We start from the raw sequence: 19,798 nt of genomic DNA on the forward strand, positions 1-19,798 counted from the left end.
CCCGGTGCCCGGAGACGGGCACGCCGGGTTCGGGAGGCGGCTCGGAGAAACCCACTGGTGGAAACACCAGCAGGGCGCCCCGAGTCGACCTCACCAACAGCGCGGTTCCTCTTGAGGCGGTTGATCCCGCACTCGACCGCATGGCGCTCGCGGTAGTCGACCGGGTCGAAGCACGGCGGCCGACCGCTGCGGGAGCCAAGCTTCCGGCGGTTGCGGGCCTGGTCGGCCTTGTCCGGGATGGTGCAGCGGATCACGCGGCGGCGCAGGTAGGCGCGGTTCTTGCGGGAGGCGTACGCCTTGTCGGCCCGCGCGCCTTCTCCAGCACGGGTTCGAACTGCAGCGAGCCCCCGCGCTGCCCTGCGGTCACCACGATCGACATGGGCTTTTGGCCCTGCTCGACGGCCAAGTGCAGCTTGGTGGTGAACCCGCCGCGCGACCTTCCCAGCCTGTGATCACCGGGCTCGGTGAACACGCCGCCAGGCGGTTCCTTCTGCAGGTCGCTCTGCTTGCGGGCCCCGGCCGCATGCTGATGAGCGCGGCACACCGTGGAGTCGACGCTCAGGTCCCACGTGATCGCACCTTCCGCGTCGGCCAGGGACTGAAGACGGGTGAGATCCGGTGCCAGGTGCCGTTCCACTGCCATCGGCGGAACAGGTCGTAGACCCGGCCCCATGGCCCGTACTCGACGGGGACATCCCGCCACGGAACACCGGTACGAACCCGGAACCGTATGCCGTCGATCAGCTGCCGCCGAGGCCAGACGGGTGGCCGCCCCACCTTCGTGCCCTTCGGCAACAACAGCTCCAGCGCCGCCCATTGCTCGTCCGTGAGATCTCCCCGACCCATGAACCGTGATCATTCGCAGCCAAGATCAACTTTCGATACACGGCCTAGCAGCAAACGAGCGGGAGGCTTTCCCTCAGCCTGCCGTGCGGCTGATGACGCGCGCAGGGGGAGACCCGCCACGGAAGGCGAACGGGCCTGCCCCTGCACGCCGGCCCGCTTGCCTCCCCCAAGAGGGCGGGCCCTGTGACCCTCCCTGCGGGTCACTTCCTTCAGCGCGTCATGCACCCGTAGCGTCACGGGGGACGGCTGATGGTTGGGATATCAACGCTGTTGTGAGGGTGGGCACTTGCCGTCGCCATGAGTTGGCCAGGTCAACTGGGGCGAGCGGGCGTCCTCAGTCCCCAAGGCCGTCATTCGGGATCACCCGCGTGGGGCAGGCGGGGGAGAGCGCGTGCCGCGCGGGCACGGTGCTGGCGCAGGGATGAGCTGCCCGGTAGCGGTGGTCGCTTGTGCCGCGATGCGGGCCGCCTCGTGCGATGGCAGGGTGCCTGCGGGCATCCCGCGCAGGACCTCCACATCAGTGAGACGTCACGCCTGAGACGGGCTGTCCTCCGGCAGTGGCTGTGCCGTCCAGACGGTCTTGCCTTCGCGGCTGTAGCGGGTACCCCAGCGTTCGGCCATCTGGGCCACCAGAAACAGACCGCGCCCTCCTTCGTCGGTGGCACGGGCGCGGCGCAGGTGTGGTGAGGTGTGGCTGGCGTCGCTGACTTCGCAGACCAGGGAGCGTTCGCGGATCAGCCGCAGGGTCAACTGGCCGCTGGCGTAACGGTAGGCATTGGTGACGAGTTCGCTGCTGATCAGCTCGGTGGTGAACGCGAGGTGCTCCAGTCCCCATTCGGTCAGCTTGTCGGTGACGAGTGCTCTGGCCCGGGTGGCTGCGGTGGCTTCCCGGGGCAGCTGCCAGGAGGCGACGTTGTGCTCCGGCAGCACCCGGGTGCGGGCGATGACCAGTGCGATGTCGTCGGTGGGGCGGGCGGGCACGAGGGTGTCCACGACTGCCCGGCATGTCTCCTGCAGAGGGTCCGCTGGGCGGCTCAGGGTTGCGCACAGCCGCGCCAGGGCGTCGTCTGCGTCCATGGTGCGCTGGCCGATCAGTCCATTGGTGTAGAGGGTGAGCAGGCTTCCTTCGGCGAGTTCGAACTCTCGGGCCTCGAACGGCAGGCCGCCCAGGCCGAGCGGCGGACCGGGGGGCAGGTCGAGCAGGCTCGCCTGCCCGTCCGGGGTGGTCACCACCGGTGGCGGGTGGCCTGCGCGTGCCGCGGAGCACCGGCGTGAGACGGGGTCGTAGACGGCGTACAGGCAGGTGGCACTGAGGTCCTGTTGGGTCCCCGGTCGTTCGCCGGCTGCCTCTTGCTCGGCTGCCAGCGAGTTGACCAGGTCGTCCAGGCGGGAGAGTACTTCGTCCGGTTCCAGGTCGAGGCTGGCCAGGGTGTGGACCGCGGTACGCAGTCGGCCCATCGTGGCGGCGGCGTGCAGACCACGGCCGACCACGTCGCCGACGACGAGGGCGACCCGCGCCCCGGACAGAGCGATGACGTCGAACCAGTCGCCGCCCAGGCCAGTGCCCGCCCCGGCGGGCAGATAGCGCGGGACCGCCTCGACGGCCGACTGCTGCGGCACCGCGCTGGGCAGAAGGCTGCTCTGCAAGGTGAACGCGGTGTGCTGCTGCTGGGCGAAGCGTCGGGCGTTGTCGATGGAGAGGGCAGCGCGTGAGGCGAGTTCCTGCGCCAGGGTGAGATCGTCGGATTCAAACGGCTCGGGGCGGCGCGAACGCCACAGGGTCATCACGCCCAAGACCAGGCCCCGCGCCGCCAACGGCACAACGATCAGGGAATGCGCGTCGGCTCCCGGAACAGGCCGACCCGTCGGCTTACGGAACAGCCGGTCGGAGACCAGCACCGGTTCCAGGATGGGGCGGCCGTTGGCCAGACAGCTGGCCTGGGGTGTGTCCGGCGCGTACTCGATCGGCTCACCCCGCGGGTCACGCGGGCCGGGTCCCTGCGCGCCGACGCTGCTTGTGGCCGCCCGTACCATGGGCCCCGACGGGGCGGGGGCCGGCTCCTCGCCGTGGGTGACCGGCTGCAGTAGGTCCACCGTGGTGTGGTCGGCGAGGTGGGGGACGATCACGTCGGCGAGTTCCCGGGCGGTCTGTTCCACGTCCAGGGTCGTTCCGATGCGCGTGGCGGCTTCGGCGAGGAGCGCGAGTCGCTGCTGGGCACGGTGGCGATCGGTGATGTCTTCGATCATCTCGGCCACTCCAAGGATCCGGCCGGAGGCATCCTTCATGGGAAAGGACGACACCGATGCGACGCGCTCTCGCGCCGGGTCCCGTTCCAGGCGGACGTACTGTTCGGAGTACACCTGTGGTCTCCCCGTCCGTATCACCTGGCGCACCCGTTCCACGGCCTTGCGTGCGTCGTCGGGGATGAGCATGACGCCGGTGGGCAGGCCCCGAAAGTCTGCGGCCGGGACGCCGGTGAACCGTTCGATCGCCCGGTTGACCCGCAGAACCCTCATGTCGGGGCTGTGCACCACCAGGCCGATTGGGCACCGGCGGTACAACCCGTCGAGGACCGCGCGGTCCCGCTGCCACTGAACGACGTCAGCCGCAGGGGCCCCGGCGAGAAACCACTCGCGGAGCCGGTCACGTGAAATCGCGGAGACCCTCAGCCCCAAGTCAACCCGGTGCCCGCTGCGATGTCGTACCGGAACCAGCCCGAACCAGCCACCGTCTCTCCTGCACCGCACTGCGGCATCCCTGACGGCCGGTAGATCGCCCGGATCCACCAGCACCTCGAATGCCGAACGGCCGATCACATCGGCGCCCGGGTAGCCGATCAGGTCCTGGGCGCGCCGGCTCCATCCGACGACGGTCCCCTAGTCGTCGAGCACTGCCAGGGCGGCCAGGTGCAGGCCGAGCGGATCGTCATCGCTCTCGCTGAGCTGTATCACCAGCTTCTCCACTGCTGGACATCACCTCGTCCACGCTTGGCGACCCTGCCCGGGGCCTGGGCCGCGGCACACCCGGGCCCTGGAGTAGCGAAGCCGGTTTCGGTGTGTCGACACGCCCGTCGACCACCAGACTCCTCGGGCGGGTACATCAGTTTCCGGCCATGCCAACAGCCTCTCCCCATCTGAGCTTGCGTGCATGCGGAGACGGCCGCCAGGGGAGACCACAGCTCTTGCCAGGTCGCCGGTGCGTCCACTGCTTTACAGGGCGCGGAGGAACCGGTGCTCCAGCACGTTGGCCCGCCCTGCCGGTGAGGCAGGAGCGAGGCGGGCCTCACGTACTGGGACGCGGTGCCTTGGTGGGCAATCTTCTCCTCGTGGGGGGCTGCTGCTTCGAGGCACGGATGCGGTCGAGACCCGTCCCAGCGCGGGGCGGGGCGTTGAGTCGCGTCTGCAGGCCGACGGTGCGGTCGGATCGAGCCGCCGGGCAGGATGGCTCCTGTGCTCTTCACTGTCGTAGAGATTCACGTGCCGTTGGAGCCGGCACCGAACCTGACGAACGACACATACCCGTTTCCATGGGTGGAGGCGGTCGAGGATTTCCTGGCGAAACTCGAGGGCCAAGGCGACATAGAGGTCTTTGACGACGGCGAGGAGCACGGGGACGCTTACGTCTTCTTGCTCTCCGGAGCCAGTGAGGAGGACCTTCTGACAGCGGCTTCAGGCGTGGCCGCGTTGCCCGGAGTCCCTGCCGGGACCTTCGCGGTCATCAGCGACGACGAGGCCGAGGACTTCGGCCCGGGGAGACGCGCTGCGCTGCCGTGGTCCACCAGTCGAGACCAGCGCCGTCCTCAGCAGTGTGGGGGCTGATGACGCTCCAGACCGTGCGGAGCCAGCCGCCGGTCAGGCCCGAACTGACGCCGCGTCTTCATCTCCAATCCGTGCCCACGCATGACATCAGCGAGCTGGTCGACCTGACACGCGAACGCCGGCGTCGCCTTGCCGATGTCGTGCACACTCGCCAGCCACACCGCCAGCCGCCGGCTATCCCCCTCACCGCCCGGCAGCACCTCGGATATCAGAGCCCGTACGTTCGCGGGCAGCCACCGGTCCCACAATGCTTCGCCCACACCGTCCGCACTGGCCCCTTGAGCCGATCACCCAGCCCAGAACTGCACTCTCCGTCATGCGCCATGCCTGATACATACAGCCAGATACCGCCTGACAACTCCCCCCTTCAGGAAACCGAACATCATCGCGACTGGATTCCGCCCAGCTCCGCGCAACAGCAGGTCTGACGGCGTACGATGCCCGGTCGGCCGCGACTTGACGACCAATGATGGGGAATTCGCACCATATGAGGGGAATGGCCGTCTCGGTGAAAGTACTTCCTAACGCCACTCGGCAGTCATGAATCCGCAGGGTCACTAAGCGTGCTCCCCGCACCCGCGGGGATGGTCCCGACCCGCGCTGGCGCAAGACCAGCAATGCCCGGTGCTCCCCGCACCCGCGGGGGTGGTCGCAAGAAGGTCACGTTGGGAATCACACACGGCGTAGTACGGCGCATCGACACCCTCGCCAAGATCGACTATGGAGAGAGTGTCGGCGCGCAGACCATCGGCTGCTTCGAGATCGGCATCGACCCCGACAACCCGCCCGCCGACAACGAGGTCAGCCGAGGCGGCGACTCGGGCTCGGTCTGGATGTTCAAGGCCGCGAACGGCCGACCCAGCAAGGTCCTGGCCGGCCTTCACTTCGGCGGTGAGACCGGCGACAACCCGGACTAGCACGCGCTGGCCTGCCTGCCAAGCTCGGTCTTCGAGGAGCTCGAGATCAGCCTGCAGCCTCCGTCGGTCGAGGAAGCCGAGCTCATCAAGGGATACGACCCCGACTTCCTGACAAGACGGATCGACGTCCCCAAGCTCAACGCAGCCATCAAGGACGACGCAGTCCTACTCGGCAGCTCCGAGGTCATCCCCTACACGCACTTCTCGCTGGCCCTCAGCGAGTCGCGGTGCTTCGCATACTGGGTGGCCTGGAACATCGACGGCGCCTCACTCAAGCGACTCAGCCGCAGCGGCATCAAGTTCGTCAAAGACCCACGCATCGACGACGACGTCCAGATCGGCAACGAACTGTATGAAGCCAACCGGCTCGACCGCGGACGCATCGCCCGCCGCGCCGACCTGCTCTGGGGCAGCCCGGCCGAGGCCATGAAGGCAAACCGGGACTCGTTCTTCTACACCAACATCACGCCCCGGATGGATGACTTCAACCAGAGCAGCAAAGGCGGAGTGTGGGGCCGGATTGAGGAGGCCGTGTTCGACGACGTCCAGGTTGAGGATCTGAAGGTCAGCGCGGTCGGGGGGCCGGTCTTCCAGGAGGATGACCGCCTGTTCCGAGACGTCCAGATTCCCCGCGAGTACTGGAAAGTCATCGCATTTTAGGAGAACGGTCAGCTCAAGGCCAAAGCCTTCCTGCTCACGCAGAACCTCAACCAGCTCGAAGCCCTCGAACTCCAGGAGTTCCGCGTCTTCCAGGTTAACCTGAGCGAGATCGAAGACCGCCGCCGGCTCCGCTTCCCCACCGCATTGCGCACGGCAGACACGCTAGTTGTGCCCGAAACACTGGACGGGCGAGCGCCGCTGGAGAGCCTCGCTGACATTCAGTGGCACTAGCGGTGGATCCCGTCATTGTGGTCCGGCTTCAGGGGATGTGGAGTTCCGTGCATGCCGGCCCGTGCTGCGTTTCGGCTTCGCATGCTCCCGGCTCGGACTCGTCTGGGTTAACGGCCGAAACCGCGACCACCGACGTTCCGGCCGGAGGCGAGAGCGGGATGTCGATCCGCTGCGCGACTTTCCCTTGATCGTCGGGCCTGAGCACACTCCAGTAGAGGTCTCTACCCCACTTCCCGGAGGAAAGATTCTGAGGGCTTACGGACACCTCGATGTGTGACCACTTCTGGACGCCGTCGGCGTGCACGCTGAAGTGCAGCCGCATGTTGGAGCGAGGTCCGTCGAGTCTGACGTCGGTGAAGGTCGGGCGGCCGTTTCCGCCCGCGGCCTGGGCGGCGCCGACCACGGCAATGCTCAGGGACGCCATGTAGAAGACAATGCCGAGGACCAGCACGCCCGTCTCCCACAGAACCCCGCGGCCCGTGGGGCGGATGAGCAGTGCGGCGATGCTGCAGACGATGGAGATGATGGCACAAAGCGAGGCCACGTAGATAGGCCAGGACCTGTTGTTGAGGGCGACAAACACGAACTTGCTGTTGAGTCCCAAGGTCGTCATGATGCCAGCCACCGCCACGAGAGCACCGGCCAAAATCTTGGCTACGTCGTCCAGGCGCTTTCCCAGCGTGGCCTGAATCTCTCCGATGGTCGGGGTCGGAGATTCCGTCGGTTTCGATGGCGCATTCGCCCCGCCCATTACGCGCTTCCAATCGTTGAGCCCTGCGGGCCAGGACAATTGTTGGACCACGTCAGGTTCACACACGGCCCGGGGCGGGGCAGAGATTGCGATCGCGGAAGGCCGGGCAGTCGGCGGATGTTCCCCTGGTCGGTCCAGAATGCGACGCCCGGCCCCCTAAAGTCGGCAGCCCGCGGCACCCGCGGCCGAACAGGTCGGGTCGGCGGACGAGAAGCGGTCCGGGACCTGCTGCGTGACGCGGGCGCCGACACCGTGCAGAGCATCACGGAGGTGCGCCGGCTCGTGGACGGGCTCAGGCCACCAGATTTGGACGAGCACGGACTGTCGGAGGCACTGCGGTGGTTGACGCTGCGGGCCGCGCGCCCGGCGCTGCGCGTCGGGGCCCGTATCCCCGACGCGGTGCCGGAGCTCGCGGCGGCCTGCGAGTTCGCCGCCTATCGCATCGCCGCGGAGGCGCTGACGAACGTCGTCAAGCACGTCAAAGCGTCCACCGCCGTGCTGAGCCTGGTCGTCGACGACCACGACCTGGTCCTGGAGGTCGTGGACGACGGGATCGGGATCGGGGACGGCAGGCGCTCTCAAGGGGATCCAGTACCGCCCTGACCTCGTCGACGGCTGCATCGCTGCGACCGGCCTGAGCTTGGACGGCTGACCGAATCCGGGAACCGGTCCCACATCACTCGTCCCAGTCCGCGTAGTCCCCGATCGCCACGTCGTCGCAGAAGGTCTCCCAGAACCCGTCGTGCACGAGAGCGGTCTCGTCCATGCCGGAGACGAGATCGCGCAGCTCTCCCGCCACCTCCTCGAACCTCTCCTCCTCGTCTTCCGCGTAGAGCGGGAAGCGTGCGATCACAGCCGCAGCGCATCGGTTGAAGGAGTCGAGGTTGCTGTTTACGTGACTGGCCGTCGCTGACTCGATCGTGGGAATCTTCACCACGTGACCAGTGGCCACGTCGACGGCAATACGTCCGAACAGGCCACTCGTCGCGATGGCGACCACCCCCCGCTCACCGATCCCTCCGAGGTACACCGGCTCGCTCAGCGGCCGGTACTCGTATCCGATCAACCCAACTGGGATGCCAGTGTCCCCGAGGTCGACAGCGATCCGGGTGGGCACCTCGGGTGGGGCATCGATGCGAAGCAAGACGAACTCGGGCTTCGACAACTGCGGCAGGGGCTGGCTCACAGGAGGATCCTCTCCCGACGGACTGCCCGACAACACCCACAGGCCTGCGAGCAGAGCGACTCATGTCGGGTGTCCGGTCCCGACATCGCGCATTCAAGTTCAGTAGTCCAGCTGGCCGACGACGGCTGTCTAAGTGCCTGTTCAGGCCAGAGGAACATGTTCGCCCAAGGATGCCCAGGTGAGCTCTGCGACGATGCCCGTGACGGGGAACAGTCCTGCGTTGGGCAGGGCTCCTTCGCTGGCCTGAAAGGCCTTCACGGCGATGAGGGTAGCCGTATCGAAGGTTCCTTGGGTGAAGGTGCCGGGGGGCAAGAAATTCAGACGTGACGGTCTGAACATGCCCTGTATGACAGCGATATCGTTAGCTTGGGGTCCGTCAACATCACCGAGCTGCTGTCGGGGACGGCTGCCGGGGATGGGGAGGAAGAGCACTTCCGGATCGCTGGCCGGGGGTTCTGCGGAAATAGCGGCATTACGGAACAGGCCCCGATTGACTGCGTTGCGTTTCTCCAGCAACGATCCTGCCATGTTGCATTCCCGGGCGGCGGCAAACCAAGTGCGCATACCGATAGCCTGGCGGAGTTTCTGGAACTTGGGCGGGCGCAGACCGTTCGGACCCACACCCCAGGCCATGCTGAGGATGGCGAGCTGAGCATCGGCTGGCCAGTCGTCGAATCCAGGGAAGATGGTGCGGATCGTGGTTTCGTTTTGGTTCAGCCGTGTCATTACGAGGGTGTCGATCGAGTCCTGGCTGAGATGAAGTGTCGTGGCCGTGCTGCCGCCCTTGACCTTGGTCCACTCGGTGGTGATCTCGGCGTTGGTCGCCGCCGTATTGGTGCCGTTCCGCAGCAATGGTGCCCCGAGAGAAGACAGGGCCAGTGCATCCGCCACGGGGTCGATCTTGTTGCCGATGCCGATGGTCACGTTGCCAAGGCTGTCTAGATACATGTGGTTGACTCGTCCCTCTAGCCGGGTAGAGAAGGCCGAGAAGTTGTTACGCACGGAGGGTCGCATTTCGTCAGCTCCTCATTAGAAGCACCGATGCTGCCCGTCGCACCGCTGCAGGTACTCCTTTGTCGTCAGGAGATGAGGCGTATCCCAGGATGGAGGGCCCCTGGGATATTGTCGTCAACGACAAAAGACGCGGGCAATGGGTATGCGTCGGAACTCTGTTGGCTTCCCTCGCGCCTGCTGGCGGCTCCTCTGCCCCACCGGCTATCCCGCTGTTTCGGCGACTCTCGGCGACTCGTGCTCTACGAAGTGCTCGATGTGGTACGCCTTGGCGCTGTGCCGTGGGTCGAACCGTACGTTGTGATTCGCTGCATCTTGCCGGGCTTCGGTTTCGGTGAACCATATTTGTTCGACGAAGCATGGTTCCTGGGGACACCAGACAGCCCAGAAGTCCGTGGCGCCGTCGTCCCCGAGCGATCCGATAGATCCCCCTTGGGCCTTCTTCTCGCCGGGCTCATTCATAAGAGATCAGTCCTCGCCTCTGTTTTGTTCGCAAATGCGATATAAATGCTAGTCGTTGTCGTCCGGGTCAACGAGTGGAGGGTCAGCGGCGTTGACGATCTGATGACGGGCCCTGCCTAATGTGTGCAGACACCGATCGCCCTCCGCCGGAGCATTCGCTTGCCCCGCCACCGGGACAAACCGAGGCCAGGGACCGGCGCCCTGGCTTGGGATCATGTGTCTTGGGCGGACGGAGGTTTGCCTTGGTGCTGCTCCGGACTCTGCACGAAGGTATCGCTCGGGTCACCCTCTGGGCGTCGTTCGGGCACGCGCTTGGGGACCACAGCGGTGCGAGTGGAACGACCGAAGACCTCAACTCCCTTTTCGGAGACAAGGCCGCGGATGCGGCAGGCGGGAGCGCCTGGACGGCGGACGGTGTACAGGTCTGCGGACAGACCGGAGTCAGCGGCGTTTTCCATCGTGCCGGCGTAGACCGGTTCGCCGGTGGTCCGGGTCACCTGCACTACAACGCCGTTCTCAGCGGACCGGTAGAGAATGAGAAGAGCGACGCTCAGAGTGCCGTTCTCCGAATTCATGCTCACGCCGTAGCCGAGCACTGCGGGAGCCGACAGTAGATGGCTGCGGCTCTGGTCATCCAGAAGGTCGCGACGGAGAACAAGGTAGATGGGCTGTTCCCCGCAGGTGATGTCCAGAACGACGTGGGCCTCCGCAGATACTTCAGGCGCCCAGTCGCGCACGGCCGTGAGAACGATGGATGCACGCGTCGCGCCGGTTTCACTCGCCACGAAGGCGTCACCGGTTGATCCTGGGTCGGACAGCAGCGCGAGCGGTGTCGGTTCGTCTTGGCCCCGCAGCCCGAAGCGGTGTGCGAGCAGTGTCCGGGCGAAGTCGCCCCGGGTGACCACCACTGGGCTTGCCTCAGGGGCATCGGCGAGCCCCGCGACCGTCCCCATGTCTGACGGTTCGCCCAGCCGCCCCAGAGCCGTGAGTGCAGCGAGGACGACCTGCTCACCCGGATTGCTCACGTTGCGAGCCGCTGTGACGGCGCGTGCGGGAGCCGTCCTGGCGAGGGCGCCCAGGGCGGCACCGCGGACAGCGTCGGCAACGTCGTGCGAGGCCACGGTCTCCTCCAAGAGGTCATCTCGTCCCGGCAGGTCGACTGCGACATTCGACAGGACGCTCATGGCCGCCTCCGCGGTCATCGTCGCGGAGGCGCCCCGTAGCGCGGCTGCAATAGTGTCGCGCTGCAACTGCGCGGCAGGGATGTCGAGATACAGCATGACGGTCAACTCCTCACGGCAGGCTCGTGAAGCAGTGCTGGGCTATTTGGACGCCTTGAGCGAAGGTGAGGAAAGGGATTCCGCCCGGGCCGCCGGAAGACACGGCGTAGTACATCAAGTTGGCCGGATCGCTGTTGTGGGCGAGACCCAGATAATGGCCGATCTCGTGTGCCATGGCGACGCCGGTAAGGGCTCCGATGAGCTCCACGACCGAGCCACTCATGTCCGGGTAGGTCACGTACTTGTTGCACGGGCCGGCGGGGGCGGGCGAGAGACCGGCTGTGGCAGTCGCATATCCCTTCACGAGGAAGATATCGATGGAATTCCCGGGGATGGTGTAGTCAGACGTCAGCCAGGTCGCTTCCGCGTCGCTGTCGATGTATGCATATCCCTGTGCATCGGCCACTGAGATGGAGTAGGCGTCAAAGCCGAAGATGTCGAACCCCACCTGCCAATAGATCTGGCGGGTTGCCCAGCAGGCCGCGTCGACGACTTCCTTGTCACTAGTGGTGAAATCTTCCCACCCCACGTAGATGAGATTGACGGGGACGTGAGGCATGATGCCTCCCCTTAAAGGAAGTTGAACGTCTGTGACGAAACGCGCGACTGCTGCGCAGATGCTCACCAGAACACCCCGACCGACCCCCGAGGCACGTCGAACTGCTGTCGCACCGTCTATTTGGATCACTCTTAGGGAAATGTGTCCTTGATTTCAGGTTCCAACCGGCAGTGCACTGATGTCAACTGCTCAGCGTTCGCCCCTCTGTGAGTCCCTCGGTATGCCGGAGAGCAGCCGGCGGTACGCCACGCGGCGGCTTGGTTTCCTGCTCAACAGATAACAGCAAGAAGCTGACGCCAACTCTCAGTCCTGCTGCTGCAGATCCGTCCTGGCTCATCACGGACCATCCTGAACCTAACGTGCTCACCGACGGGAGCTTGTGCGTGGACGGGCCGGTGAAGTCCCTGGTCCAACGCTGGCTGGCGGTCGAGCACCGACCGGGGGGACGGGGCCCTGCATGCAGTGTTGGACCGGGGCTGGCTGGAGCCGACGCGGTTGCACTGCACGCTGGCCTGCCTGCCGCTGCCGAGGGCGGCCGACGGGCGGATCGTGCTGGCCTTGGATGCCAGCAACTGGCTTTGCCCGAAGGCCCCGATCAGCGACGACCGGCTGTTTCTGCCATGTCTACGGCCGCGGAGACTGCAAGGCGGATCAGTTCGTGCCGAGCTGGCTGTACTCCTTCGTCGCCGCCCTGGAGAGCGGACCAACTTCTTTTGTCGCATTGCTGGACGCCGTGCGCATCGGGCCGGCGGATGTATCGACCGCCGTTACTGCTGCCCAACTGCGAATGTGGTAACGAGGGTGACGCAGGTCTGCCTGTGGCAGGCCTGCGCTCCGGAGACCTCGTCGTCATCGATTCCGGCTACGACGCCGCCTGCGCTTCGCCTCAGGCGTGGGGCCCCGTGCCTGAGGCGACCTGGCCGTTAACGGTGGGATGACGGCTCCCGCCTAACGTGCGAGAGAACCGACCTCTGCGGTGTGCATTCGCCGTCCTGAGGTGAACGACCCAAAAGAGATGTGTTGGCCGGCTGGGTTCTATAGATCACGGGAGCTGGTGCCGATGTGCGCTGCGGCCTCGGGGACACCCATGGACGGGACCACCGTCACCTTCCTCCGCCGTGAGGACATGCTCGTCCTGGACTTCACCTTCTCCAACATCTCTCGCTCGGGTTCGGCGGGCGCCGTCGTCCTCGGCCCCACCACGCCGGGCACCGCGGGAACGATCACCGTCCACTTTCCGCCGCAGTCCGCGCTGGAGGAGGCCACGTTGCTGGCGGCGGCGTCCACCGGCATCAAACGGGTGCGGTACTCCGGCGAGAGCACCCTCGCCCTGCGCGTGCCCCCGGGTACGTCCGTGCCGTTCACCGCGGAGGGGCTGCTGTCCTGGGCCGCGCTCCAGGCAGCCCAGGCGGGCACCGTCCTCGAATGCGTCTGGGGCCTCTTCTTCGGGCCCGCCTCCGCCGACCTGGTGTGGCGGCACGTGACCACCCCCGTCACGGGCAGTTCCGGGGCCACCGGCATCTGGCACACCCGGATCGCCCCGAAATCCGCACCCGAGCACGAGGGCGGCCCGGTGGGCCTAGTGGGGGTCGCGTCCCCCCGGGGCGGGCAACCCTTCACCAGTTCGCTCTCCGCGTCCGACCGACAGCTGATCAACAACGCCACCGGCGCTCGGCCGGTGACCGCCCACGGGGTCGTGCTGTCCGCGCTCGGCGCCAGCGTCGACCTCGCCGGCGGCTGGGAGGACCTTCCGGCGCTCGGCATCGCCGGCTACCGCCACCGCTCGGCGGGCGGCCGTGACATCGTCGTCCAGGTCGTCGTACGCGGTTTCCTGCTGCCGTTCGGATTCCCTGTCCAGGTCACCAAGCGCACGGAGCGACGGCTCGACTACGGACTCGTCCAGTCGACCCTGCTGACCGTTCTGAAACCCGAGATCGCCTACGAAGGCGTCGCCGCCCTCCCCAACGGCGGCCGGGCCTTCCCCTTCGTCCGGGTTCGGGTCGACCAGCCGATCGACACCGAGATCTCCGTCGGACCCCGACTCGAAGAGGTCGGCTACTGGGTGCACCGCGCCGACGCGCCCGCCATGGCGCTGCCCTTCGCCCTGAGCGCTGACGACCGGCTCGGCCACCGGGTCCACTTCACCGCCCCTCTCGTCTTCATCCGGGGCGACTTCGCCTACGGCGGCCTGAGCGGCCCCCTCGCCACGTACGAGAACATCACCAAGAACCTCCCGCTGCCCGCCACCGGCCGCCTCGAACTCGCCGACAGCGGCACGGACAACGAGAAATCCACGGTCGACATCGCCGAACTGCGAGTCGGAGCCCAACCGTCGCATGCCACCTCCGCCCAGCTCATGGCCGCCGGACGGCTGGCCGCCCACCCCCGGCTGCTCTCCGTCGGTGCCCGGATCCCGGCCCTGGACGCCCTCGCGCCCCCGCCCGCCGGTACCGGGGGCAGCGCCGCCGCGCCGCCTGCCGTCACCGGTACCGTCCACCAGCTCAAGCTGTACGACCGGTACGTGACCGGCGGCCTCGCCGCCTCTGGCCAGGTTTACGCGAGCCTGCCGAAAGCCGCCGACTTCGCACCACCGCCCGCTGCCTCTGGCGCCGTCGCCGCCCTCGGACTGCCGGTGAGCGGGCTCTCCACCACCACCGGTCTTGTCGGCGGGAAACTGGACAGCGCCGCCGCCGGACAGTTCGACCCGGGCGCATACTTCAAACCGCCCGCGGGCGCCGGCGACCTGCCCACCCGGCTGCTCGGGGTGATCGACCTGACGAAGCTGGTCGAGCCCGGACCCGTCGGCGCTGGCGACGGCACCAGCACTCCGAAGATCATCACCACCGTCGAACACAGGCAGGGGACCACCAAGCCACCGACCGCCGTCCGGACCGAGATGACCTGGCGCCCCAAGATCAAGGTCACCACCATCGGGCCGCTGACGACGACCCGGCCCGACAGCCTCGACATCAAGTCGACCAACCTCGCCACGTTCGGCGACTCCCCCTCGACCGCCGAGGTCCACGGCGAACTGCGGGACTTCAAGCTCAGCTTCGCGAGCATCCTCTCTATCGAGTTCCGCCGGATGGCCTTCACCGGTAAACCGGGCACCAGCCCCGACCTCGACGTCAAGATCGGCAAGGTCGGCTTCGAGGGAGACCTCCGCTTCCTCGACAAGCTCCGCGAATATCTGCCGTCGCCCGCCAACGGGCCCCGCATCGACGCAGACCTCAAGGGAGTCGAGGTCGGCTACGGACTCGCCGTACCGACCGTGGGCGCCGGGGTGTTCCTGCTCCAAAACTTGGTCCTGTCCATCAGGGTGCGACTCCCGTTCGACGGCACGCCCGTCCGCACCACCTTCGGCGTCTCCTCCCGTAACCACCCCTTCCTCGTCACTGTCTCCCTCCTCGGCGGCGGCGGATTCTTCTCCCTCACCGTCGAATCCGGTGAGGTCAAAGTCCTAGAAGCCCAACTGGAGTTCGGTGCAGCCGCCGCCCTCGACCTGGGCGTCGCCAGCGGCTCGGTCTCCATCACCGCCGGGGTGTATCTCAAGCTGGACCACGGCGCGAGCCTGCTGGAGGGGTTCCTGCGGGCCGTCGGCGCCCTCGACGTCCTCGGCATCATCAGCGTCTCCGTCGAGTTCTACCTCTCCCTGAAGACGACCGACGTCCCCAAGAACCCGGCGAATCCGAGCGGCCCGAAACGCAAGGAGATCGTCGGCACCGCCAGGGTGACCGTCCGCGTACGCGTCGCCTTCTTCTCCCAGTCCGTCAGCATGTCGATGGAGCGCCGGTTCGGCGGCGGGGGAGACCCCTCTTACAGCGATGCCTTCCCCACCCAGAACGCGTGGAGCAAGAGGTGCGCCGCCTTCGCCGCCATGGAGGACGCTTCATGATTAAGCAGACCCTGGTATGGACCCTGCTGCCCGACCCGGCGGCCCCCCAGACCGCCGCCGGGACGACCCAGCTGTCCCTCGTCCTCAGCATCCGGCTCTCGAACGACGAGGGCAGCCCACCCGGCACCGCCGTCCTCCCCCTCTCCCGCTACACCGAGATCGCCGCCTTCCCCACCCTCGGCTTCCAACCGCTGCGCGTGATCGTCAAGAAGGCGAACAACACCGTCAGGACCCCCGTCGCCGCCCTCGTCGACGAACCGCCGGACCCCGCGCTCTGGCAGGCGCTCTTCCCTGGGTCGATGCTCGTCGAACCCTTCGTCTTCACCCAGCACGCGATGACGGACCCCATCGAGTCTTATCCCGCCGCGAAGGTGGGGGCGGCCCTGTCCGACGTCTATACCCGCTTCCTGGCCGGTGCCGTCGACGCCGCCGTCCGGGATCCCGACGAGGATCCGTACGGCTCCGCCGACGGGCGCGGGGACGGCCCGGACTGGGAGATGGTCGAACATCTCGTCCGACGGGTCGGCGCCTCCAACCGCTCGGGCCCCGACTCGGACCCCGACATCGAAGCGCTCCGCCGCGAACTGCTGAGTACGAGAGCCGTCGAGGACGACGACGCACGTGACGCCGAAGGCTGGGCCCGGCTCGCAGAGTTCCACCGCGCCATGGCGCCCACGACACGCGAACTCACCCGCATGGGCCCCGGAACGCCGAGCCCGTACGAATTCCACGCCCTGCTCGCCGCGCTCGCCGACCATCCGACGCTGATGGTCCACCTCGGGCTGGTCCGCCGCTTCACCATCTCGCTCCCCACGGACCTGAACGAGCCCGTGACCATCATGGCCGATCCGAACTCGCTCCAGTTCATCCAGAACTACCGGCCACGTACCCGGTGCTTCACTCGCAACGGGAAACTCACCCTCGCCCGCCCTGACGGCACCTCGGCCTCGCTCTTCCTGCCGCTGAACGACAGCGGCGTCTACACCCCGATCGACGTCGACCTTGACGCGGGCGGACTTGCCCTCCAGAACTACGCCCAGGCCCTGAGGTCCCTGCCCCGCGACGAGGCCGCACCCGAGATCAAGCCGCCCGCGCTGCGCTCCGCGGGTATCTTCGTCGCCGAGGCGAACCGCCAGGTCAACTTCCAAAAGCTCCTCGACGTCGTCGCCGCCATCGACGAGGACCTCAAGAACGGCGGCGAGGGCGACAGAAAGACCCTGGATGCGTCCACTGTCCAGCAGGGCATCCGGGTGGATGTCCACGACGCAGGCTCGAACCGCTGGTACCCCCTCTGCCTCCGCGAGGGGAAGTACACCGTCGACGGCTACGGCACTCTGCCCATCAAGGACGAGGGCTGTGTCACCGACGCCATCACCCGCGGCACCGATGAGGACGGCAACGACACCGGGCGCCTCACCCAGGCCATCTTCCGCTGGAGCAACTGGAGCCTGGTCACCAAACCCCACGGCAGGACCATCGGCGTCGACGGCCAAGTGACCGACCCCGGCCCCGAGACAAACCCCGCCCTGCCCTTCGTCGCCGCCGTCGACTGCCCCGCCAACACCCTGCCGGCCCTCCGCTTCGGCCGCACCTACCGCTTCCGCGCCCGCCTGGTCGACCTGGCGGGCCGCAGCACCCCCTTCACCACCGCCCCCGCATCGGGCGAACCGGCCACCGTTCCCCTGCGGTTCTCCCGCTACGACCCGGTGCCCGCGCCCGTCATGGTGCTCCGCCGGCCCGTCACCGCGGGCGAATCCCCGGTCGACCTCGTCGTCCGGACCGACAACGCCGCCCCCGCCGCCCCTGTCGCCGGGCCCACCTGCGAACGGCATCTGCTCGCGCCGAAGGCTTCCGTGGAACTTGCGGAACGGCACGGCGTGCTCGACCTCGCGGCCGGTCACCGGCCCGACCCGGCCGTCCACGCTCTGCTGACGAAGTACGACGGCGGGAAGGTCACCGGCACCCCGGACCCGGGCGGGGGCGGCAGCCCGTACAAGGACACCGACACGATCGAACTGACGTGGCTGTGCGACCCGCTGGGCCGGGGCGTGGCCCTGCGCGGCGTACCGGGAACGCCCGAACTGCTCACCACTTGGCCCGCCGGGGGCCCGGGCTGGTACCAGCGGCTGCCGATGCGGCTGATCGTCGAGGCCGGACCGATGAGCAGCACCCAGTCCACGGCCGTCGTCGACGCCGTCACCCGGACGATCCGGGTGACGCTGCATCCGGCCGCGTCCTTCCCCGCCGTACTCAGCTCGATACTGGCGCGAGGCGACGAGGACCTGCTGGGCCAGTGGCGGTGGTACACCGAGCGGGTGACGGCCGTCAAGGAACCGGACGGCGACTCGGACGAGAGCCCGGACACCGGCAATGGCACCGGTTGCGACGCCGGAACCGGACTGGCCACCAGTACCTATACCGAAGGCGCCGAATCCGATGTCCACGAACTCCTCGCGGACATGGCGAGCACCGCACCCGAGCAGTTCGGGCCCGCCGGGAGCAGCGAGCGGGACGACACGATCCCCGCCCTGTCCGCCCCCGACCACGAAGCCGCCCTCCAGGCCGTCCTCGCAGGCCGGATCGGACAGCTCACCCCGGCGACCGAGCTGACGATGGTCCACGCCGTCCGTTGCCCCGTCACCCCGCCGGCCTTCGCGGGCCCGCGCATCCTGCGGGAGCCCGCACAGACCGTGTACGCCCTCGACGAGGCCGCGATGGCCGTCCACGGAGCCTCCACCCTCACCGTGCACACCCAGGCTTCGTGGACCGAGTACTCCGACCTGACCGGCAAAGGGCTGGTGAAGTCCCCGGCGTCGGCCGTGCTCCGCCCGGAGAGCGACTCCCTCGGCGCCCCCGGCGGCCCGGCACTGAAGAAGATTCCGTTCCGAAGCCGCCACGACCCCGGGGACACCCGCCACCGGCTCATCACCTACACACCCGTCGGCGCGTCACGCTTCGTGCCCTACTTCACCCAGCGTCGTACGGTCGTCCTCACCGGCATCAACCCCGAGAAGATCGCCCAGGCCTTCGTCCCGGGCACCGTCGTCGTACGGGCCGCCGTCCCGGCGCTCAACGCCGACGGCACCCCGGCCAGGCCGGGGGCGACGTACCGCGTCCGCACGGATGCGGACGTGAACGACGACAAGGCGGATGTGGACGTGAACGACGACAGGGGCGAGGTCACCCGGATCCCCACCGGGGCGATCCCGAATGGCGCGTCGGTGGAGGTCTCGTACGTCGTGCCTCCCGTTACCCGCGCCGGGCCATCGGTCACCCTCCACGTGCCGTCGACCGTACGGCCTCCGGCGCCCGTGGTGCACTCGGTGGTGCCCGCCTTCGCCTGGCAGCGGACCATCGCGGGCAACGCCACCACGAGCATCCGCAAGGAGGGCACGGTCCGGGTCCACCTCAAGCGGCCCTGGTATCTCACCGGGGAGGGCGAACTCCTGGGAGTCCGGGTCGTCGACGCCACGACCTCGACGACCGACCCGTCGATGCAGAAGTGGGCCACCGCCTGGGGCCGTGACCCGATCCGGGACAAGGGGGACGCGCCCATCATGGCGTACCCCACCCCCGCGAACCTGGACGAGCGCGCGGTCGACGTACGCCTCGACCAGGGACACGCCCTCGGCTTCCCCGTCGACTACGACGAGCAGCGGCAGCTGTGGTACGCGGACGTCCGGTTCAAGGGGAACACCCTCTACCAGCCCTTCGTCCATCTGATGGTGGTCAGGCTCCAGCCCGATTCGCTGACGGCCCCCGAGGACCTGCGGGCATCCCCCGTGGTCGACGCCGGCTGGGTCCAGCTCCCCGCCTACCGGCGCACGAAGATCGTCGTCGGTGGAACGGCGGCGGGGTCGCCGGTGAAGGTGTCGGTCGTGGGACCAAAGCCGCCGCCCGGAGCGGACGGCCTGACGTCCGAGTTCACCGTGGGCGTGCAGGTCCGCGACCCGCTGCTGCCAAACGACGCCGGCTGGATGGACAGCGCCCCGCCCGCACGGATGAACCCCGAGGCCGGGCTGGTCGGGGTGTGGACCCGGGACGTCGCGCTTCCGGCGGCAGTGGGATCCCGACCGATGCGCGTGGTGGTACGGGAGTACGACGTCCTCCCCGACAGCCCGGAGCCGGGCCGGACGACGCGCCGGATCTCCTACCTCGACACGATCCCCATCTGATCTTCG

Annotated in this window: 12 protein-coding genes and 2 pseudogenes; 6 read left to right on the forward strand and 8 right to left on the reverse strand. The window is 67.7% G+C overall.

The features are described from left to right. Positions 1–95: 95 nt before the first annotated feature. Positions 96–846: pseudogene (locus tag ACZ7NC_RS39175) on the reverse strand (IS5 family transposase); the annotation flags it as partial. A gap of 528 nt (positions 847–1,374) precedes the next feature. Then, positions 1,375–3,798 (reverse strand): annotated as a pseudogene (locus tag ACZ7NC_RS39180) (SpoIIE family protein phosphatase). 498 nt (positions 3,799–4,296) lie between these two features. On the opposite strand from ACZ7NC_RS39180, the gene ACZ7NC_RS39185 reads away from it, so the two are divergent. Next, the gene (locus ACZ7NC_RS39185; RefSeq protein WP_471495922.1) at positions 4,297–4,665 is read left to right on the forward strand and encodes a hypothetical protein; all 369 of its coding nucleotides are present in this window, start codon (positions 4,297–4,299) and stop codon (positions 4,663–4,665) included. Here the strand turns inward: ACZ7NC_RS39185 and ACZ7NC_RS39190 are convergent. Continuing rightward, on the reverse strand, positions 4,647–4,925 hold the full coding sequence (locus ACZ7NC_RS39190) for an HD domain-containing protein (RefSeq protein ID WP_471495924.1): 279 nt from the start codon (positions 4,923–4,925) through the stop codon (positions 4,647–4,649). The two genes, ACZ7NC_RS39185 and ACZ7NC_RS39190, sit on opposite strands and share 19 nt — an antisense overlap. A gap of 405 nt (positions 4,926–5,330) precedes the next feature. Here ACZ7NC_RS39190 and ACZ7NC_RS39195 point away from each other — a divergent pair, with 405 nt between their 5' ends. Next, entirely contained in the window at positions 5,331–5,582 is a 252-nt protein-coding gene (locus ACZ7NC_RS39195; RefSeq protein ID WP_471495927.1) for a hypothetical protein, read from the forward strand. Between the two features lie 147 nt (positions 5,583–5,729). Then, a complete protein-coding gene (locus ACZ7NC_RS39200; RefSeq protein ID WP_471495991.1) occupies positions 5,730–6,242 on the forward strand; it encodes a DNA/RNA non-specific endonuclease in 513 nt (170 codons plus the stop codon). 259 nt (positions 6,243–6,501) lie between these two features. Here ACZ7NC_RS39200 and ACZ7NC_RS39205 read toward each other — a convergent pair whose 3' ends face one another. Continuing rightward, positions 6,502–7,275, reverse strand: coding sequence for a hypothetical protein (locus ACZ7NC_RS39205; protein ID WP_471495929.1), 774 nt, complete (start codon positions 7,273–7,275; stop codon positions 6,502–6,504). 201 nt (positions 7,276–7,476) lie between these two features. Between ACZ7NC_RS39205 and ACZ7NC_RS39210 the strand changes: the two genes are divergently transcribed. Next, positions 7,477–7,827: a sensor histidine kinase gene (locus tag ACZ7NC_RS39210; RefSeq protein ID WP_471495931.1), complete on the forward strand. Its 351-nt coding sequence runs from the start codon at positions 7,477–7,479 to the stop codon at positions 7,825–7,827. Between the two features lie 73 nt (positions 7,828–7,900). Here the strand turns inward: ACZ7NC_RS39210 and ACZ7NC_RS39215 are convergent, their stop codons facing one another. From ACZ7NC_RS39215 to ACZ7NC_RS39230, 4 genes are all read right to left on the reverse strand, one after another. Then, positions 7,901–8,410, reverse strand: a complete 510-nt coding sequence (locus ACZ7NC_RS39215; protein ID WP_471495933.1) for an SUKH-4 family immunity protein — start codon at positions 8,408–8,410, stop codon at positions 7,901–7,903. Between the two features lie 141 nt (positions 8,411–8,551). After that, a complete protein-coding gene (locus ACZ7NC_RS39220) occupies positions 8,552–9,334 on the reverse strand; it encodes a peptidoglycan-binding domain-containing protein (RefSeq protein WP_471495935.1) in 783 nt (260 codons plus the stop codon). Positions 9,335–10,095: 761 nt separating this feature from the next. Further along, positions 10,096–11,163, reverse strand: coding sequence for a hypothetical protein (locus tag ACZ7NC_RS39225; RefSeq protein WP_471495937.1), 1,068 nt, complete (start codon positions 11,161–11,163; stop codon positions 10,096–10,098). Positions 11,164–11,176: 13 nt separating this feature from the next. Further along, complete coding sequence (locus ACZ7NC_RS39230) at positions 11,177–11,722, reverse strand: matrixin family metalloprotease (RefSeq protein WP_471495939.1); 546 nt, start codon at positions 11,720–11,722, stop codon at positions 11,177–11,179. Between the two features lie 1,087 nt (positions 11,723–12,809). Here ACZ7NC_RS39230 and ACZ7NC_RS39235 point away from each other — a divergent pair. Continuing rightward, on the forward strand, positions 12,810–15,617 hold the full coding sequence (locus tag ACZ7NC_RS39235; RefSeq protein ID WP_471495941.1) for a hypothetical protein: 2,808 nt from the start codon (positions 12,810–12,812) through the stop codon (positions 15,615–15,617). Then, positions 15,614–19,792, forward strand: coding sequence for a hypothetical protein (locus ACZ7NC_RS39240; RefSeq protein WP_471495943.1), 4,179 nt, complete (start codon positions 15,614–15,616; stop codon positions 19,790–19,792). Before ACZ7NC_RS39235 ends, ACZ7NC_RS39240 begins: the two co-directional genes overlap by 4 nt. The last annotated feature ends 6 nt before the right edge of the window (positions 19,793–19,798 follow it).

It is taken from the genome of Streptomyces sp. NPDC111802, assembly GCF_055634335.1.

Excerpts from the sequence above, each read along its gene's own strand:
- ACZ7NC_RS39235 (WP_471495941.1), top strand. The coding sequence starts at position 12,810 with ATGGACGGGACCACCGTCACCTTCCTCCGCCGTGAGGACATGCTCGTC.
- ACZ7NC_RS39230 (WP_471495939.1), bottom strand. The coding sequence starts at position 11,722 with ATGCCTCACGTCCCCGTCAATCTCATCTACGTGGGGTGGGAAGATTTC.
- ACZ7NC_RS39225 (WP_471495937.1), bottom strand. The coding sequence starts at position 11,163 with ATGCTGTATCTCGACATCCCTGCCGCGCAGTTGCAGCGCGACACTATT.
- ACZ7NC_RS39240 (WP_471495943.1), top strand. The coding sequence starts at position 15,614 with ATGATTAAGCAGACCCTGGTATGGACCCTGCTGCCCGACCCGGCGGCC.